Consider the following 4,323-nt stretch of genomic DNA (forward strand, 5'->3'; position numbering starts at 1 on the left):
CTCAATGAAGTATTAAGCATAGATGATAATACCGATATAGATTTTAGAAACTCAGAAGTAAAGCTTATTACTCTAAAGCAAAAGAAAAAGACATTCCGCATAGTGCCTTTGCCTGCAAACATAATAAGTGAAGTGGCTACATTTATAGCTCAGTTTCCAGATACAAAAGGCACAGTGTTTAAGGGATTGAAAGATAGCAATTTTAGAAAAAAATTCTACGAGCTCAGTCAAAAGGCAGGCCTGCCAAAAGATATCTCTCACCCACATATTCTAAGACACACAAGGGCAATAGATTTACTCAAAGCAGGAGTTCCTGTAACAGTTGTACAAGACCTGCTGGGACACTCTTCATTAACTACCACTGCAATCTACCTAAGAATAAGTGCTCAAGAAGCAAAGTGGATATTGAAGGAAAAGGGGTTTATATGAATCGATAATAAATCAAATAATTACACTTCAGCTACAAATCTAAATTGTTTTTAAGCAAATCTATAATGTATTGATGTAGAGTTTTGTCTTGATTCAAAGACTTTTCTTTTAGTTTTTTCCATAAATTATAATCTAATTTTAACAGAAAGGTCTTTTCTTTTTGCACAACATTTTCGTTTATTGTATTTTGAACTCTATTTGCTTTTGAAGATTGAATAAATTCATCTTCATTAATATTTGGTTTTTTTGGTATACTCATAAAATCCTCCAAAACTAAGCTAAATTATATTACTTAGCTTAGTAATTTTACTTAGCTTTATTTAATTACTAATATTAGTAATTTCGTTTGTCAGTTGCTCCATTTCTTCTTTTGCTTTTTTGTCAAGCATTTCGATAACACCTTTACCTTCTTTTATACAATTTCTATAAACAACACGGCTATATATACTTGTTTTCAAAAGGCCTATGTTATACTTTTCGACCAGTTCAATAAGAGATTCTTCTGTGTCTTTTACAATGTTTGCTTTTATAACTTGATTAATCAAAATATAAGCTTTAATATCTTGATAAACCCTTGCATCTTGAATAATTTTTAGTGTATCTTCAGTGGCCCACAAATCATAAACAGATGGTAAAGTAGGAACAATTAAAATACCATAGGTAGCACTTAATATCGCGCTTCTAAAAACAGCGTCATCCCTCCCACCTGCATCGACAATTACAATATCAAAGTTCTTAAAGCTTCCAACATCTTTGTGTATAGTTGGAGTTTTTATGCTTATAGATTTAATATCATCGCTTTGTCTCATAGATCTAAATGATATTGAGCTTTCTTGTATATCTGTATCAATTAACAGTACATTCTTTTTTTGAACCGCAAAATTAACAGCTAAATTACAAGCAATTGTGCTTTTTCCAACGCCGCCTTTCTGGTTTGCGACAACGATAACTTTCATCACAATCACCTTACTAATATTACTAAGCTAAGTTAGTATAGTAAATTTATTTATATTTGTCAAGTAAGTTATATTACTAATATTACTAACTACAGTAAACCGCTTTTGAGTTTATTGTATAAAGATATTCTGCTCTGTTCGTACTCAATATCAGCTTGTTTTTGGGCACGTTCTTTTGCTTTTGATAAACGAATTTGGTATATTTCGTTTTTAGAAATAATATCTTCTATAATTAACTGTTCTATTTTAAACTCCATTTCAAAACTCTTTTCGTCAACATCTGGATATAAATCTTTAGCTTTTTGTAGGTATCCATCCAACAATTCTTTTTTATCTTCATCGTTAAGTAACCCCATATATTCTTTAAATATAGACGACTTTTCTTTATCTAAAGCTACTTCAATACTATGTTTTCTTTCTTTTTCTAAATTAAATAATAACTTTTCAAATATCTTCTGTTGTCTCATTATCTCTATTTCAACTTTTTTATAATCTGCATAATCTTCTTCTATGGCTCTTTTTAAGTAAGCAAAATAATTATTTGGGTTTTGTTTATTGACATATTCAATTTGCTTTCTAATGTAATTCACATCGTAACTCTTTAAATAATAAGAAAAAATCTTTTGTGCCGTCATGGTTCTCTTTTTGTTTGGAAGTAAATCAAAAAGCTCTAAAACCTTAACATCTAAACTGCCTTGATTGTCAATACCCTCTTGCCTTTTATTGTTAAATGTTTTTAAATTCGATTTAATAGTAAATTTTATTGCCACTATTCTTTTATTACTTTTTATTTCTTCAAAATCAAAAGAAATATCTGTGTAATTTTTAAATTCCCTTTGTAGTGGCTTTAAAATCCTTTGTTTTATGTTTTTATAAAAATAGCTCTCAGGTATTGACAATAATTCCCTAAATTCATTTAAATCAATAAAAGCAACACCCATACCTTCATAGCGCTTTAATATCTCATATAAACGAATTGAATACTTACTTGATAAACTCAATATGTTTTTAAGTTTGTAAGATGTAAAATTTTTCTTTAACTGTAACAAATATGGCTTTAAATTTGGATGAAAACTACAAACCAAAACACCCTTTTTTGGCTCGTACTTCAACCCAGCAAACCAATTGCAAACAAAAAAACCACCATCATCCTGTGGTATATGTAGAGGCTTTTTAAGCAATGTTTCAGCAAACTCTTTAATCTTCTGATATGTATTTGGAGAATTGCTATTAATTAAATCAAGATAATCAGCTACTCTAATTGTATAATTTTTAAAATCTTCATCATCCTTATTAATCATAGAAACAACCTGCAATATAAGCCTTTGTTCAGCTAAAGACAAATTATAGCGCGACATTATCAAATTATTACCTTTAACTATAAGTGCATCTTGATAATTTTTATAAACAATTTCTTTATCTCTATTTTTTTTCATTTTTGCCTCCATAATAACAAAATGTATTGTATCGGTAACAGTAACAAATGTCAAGTTACCGTTACCGATCTTTCACTATCTTTTTGTTACTTTTCACTATCTTTTTGTTACCTTTAAATCACTTTTCACTATCTTTTTGTTACTTTTCACTATCTTTTTGTTACTTTTACACCCAAATTATACTTAACCTAACAATAAAAACTATAGTCCTTAAATATATTAAACAGTGTTTATTATAAATACACTAAACAGAGCATTGTATAATTTTTTTATTTTCCTTATTTCTCATTCAGGCTGTTCCTCCTAAACCAACCATATAAATGCTCATGTATGTTTTATAACCTAAACTTGTATGTAATCTTTTGTAATTATAAAAGCAAATGTACTCTCTCTTATGCTATCTTTAACTGTATAAGGCCACTTAATTTGAGCCAACAGGGCCAACAAGAATTAAGCCACCTTAATTAAAATGACCTACCAGTAAAATTTAAATAATACTTTAATTTTACTGGCTATATAGGGTTTATTGATAGTGTTATATGTAGTAAAATGTGTGTTTTATACTTTTTGTTTAAGATAATTAGTTATAGCGCCAACAAAACAAAAATAGTAGTGCCAAATAATTTACCCCATCTTTACAGTACAGTCGGTAAAGATAGGGTAAGCATCCAGTATACAGGACTTCTTTATTACAGACATTACAACCTTTCCACTATTTGCAGTTATTTTAACTCTAATGTTATAAACAGGTTTGTCTGTCTATTTTTAAGATTCTTGAGATTTCAGAGATTGTTTTACCAAGCTTGTATGCATTCCGTTTTAATTGGACACCGATTATGATTTAAACTGGACCCCCAAACACCTGGGTTAATCCCTTAGTTTCTTAGTAGCACATTCTAATCTTTCTTCCAAGATTTAAGTGTTTTTATTGGGTCGTTTATTAACCATATTAAGTATTAGTTAGTGTATTGTTCTTTTTTGCAATTGTTTTTCTCACTGATTCTCCTTTCAATTGTATCCGGTATACATTGTGTACTATGCGGTCTAGTATTGCATCTGCTATTGTAGGATCATTCAAACATTAATACCAATTTTCAAGCGGTATCTGCGTTGCTATTATTGTAGATGATATCTGGTGCCTATCTTCAAATAACCCTAAGATGTCCATTAAATATATGCTGTCTGACGTTTCAAGACAGAAATCATCTATTACAAGGGGCTTTAGCCTTGAGAGTTTATTGAGAGCTTTTAAGTAGCTTCCTTGCGCTTTTGCTATTTTTAGCTCCTAGAGCAATCTGAGAAACCTGATATACAAAGAAGGTATAAAATCCCTTGCGGCAGAGTTTGCTAAAGCACATGCTATAAATGTCTTGACTACACCTATTGGACCTGTTGCTATGATATTTTCCTATCAAGCAAAAGCTCAAACCTATCTTCAAAGCTTAGATACAACACCCGCGATTTTATTAACTCCGTTAAACATTGTTAACATTTTTAATAAA

4 protein-coding genes and 1 pseudogene are annotated in these 4,323 nt (G+C 29.8%); 1 reads left to right on the forward strand and 4 read right to left on the reverse strand.

Features of this window, described 5'->3' with window-relative positions; translation table 11 throughout:
• Positions 1–429: site-specific integrase (locus Q0C22_RS04635; protein WP_291492244.1), on the forward strand; the 429-nt coding region annotated here is incomplete at its 5' end.
• A 31-nt stretch (positions 430–460) separates the two neighbouring features.
• Here Q0C22_RS04635 and Q0C22_RS04640 read toward each other — a convergent pair.
• The 4 genes and pseudogenes from Q0C22_RS04640 to Q0C22_RS10440 form a co-directional block, all read right to left on the reverse strand.
• A complete protein-coding gene (locus tag Q0C22_RS04640) occupies positions 461–688 on the reverse strand; it encodes a hypothetical protein (RefSeq protein ID WP_287006792.1) in 228 nt (75 codons plus the stop codon).
• Positions 689–749: 61 nt separating this feature from the next.
• On the reverse strand, positions 750–1,385 hold the full coding sequence (locus Q0C22_RS04645; RefSeq protein ID WP_291492248.1) for an AAA family ATPase: 636 nt from the start codon (positions 1,383–1,385) through the stop codon (positions 750–752).
• Positions 1,386–1,474: 89 nt separating this feature from the next.
• On the reverse strand, positions 1,475–2,821 hold the full coding sequence (locus tag Q0C22_RS04650; protein ID WP_291492250.1) for a replication initiation protein: 1,347 nt from the start codon (positions 2,819–2,821) through the stop codon (positions 1,475–1,477).
• Positions 2,822–3,770: 949 nt separating this feature from the next.
• Positions 3,771–4,223: pseudogene (locus tag Q0C22_RS10440) on the reverse strand (ATP-binding protein).
• Positions 4,224–4,323 lie beyond the last annotated feature (100 nt).

This window comes from Desulfurella sp. (genome assembly GCF_023256235.1).
Lineage (GTDB): Bacteria > Campylobacterota_A > Desulfurellia > Desulfurellales > Desulfurellaceae > Desulfurella.

Bases quoted from the DNA above. Each gene is read 5' to 3' on its own strand.
- Q0C22_RS04640 (WP_287006792.1), bottom strand. From the start codon at position 688: ATGAGTATACCAAAAAAACCAAATATTAATGAAGATGAATTTATTCAA.
- Q0C22_RS04645 (WP_291492248.1), bottom strand. From the start codon at position 1,385: ATGAAAGTTATCGTTGTCGCAAACCAGAAAGGCGGCGTTGGAAAAAGC.
- Q0C22_RS04650 (WP_291492250.1), bottom strand. From the start codon at position 2,821: ATGAAAAAAAATAGAGATAAAGAAATTGTTTATAAAAATTATCAAGAT.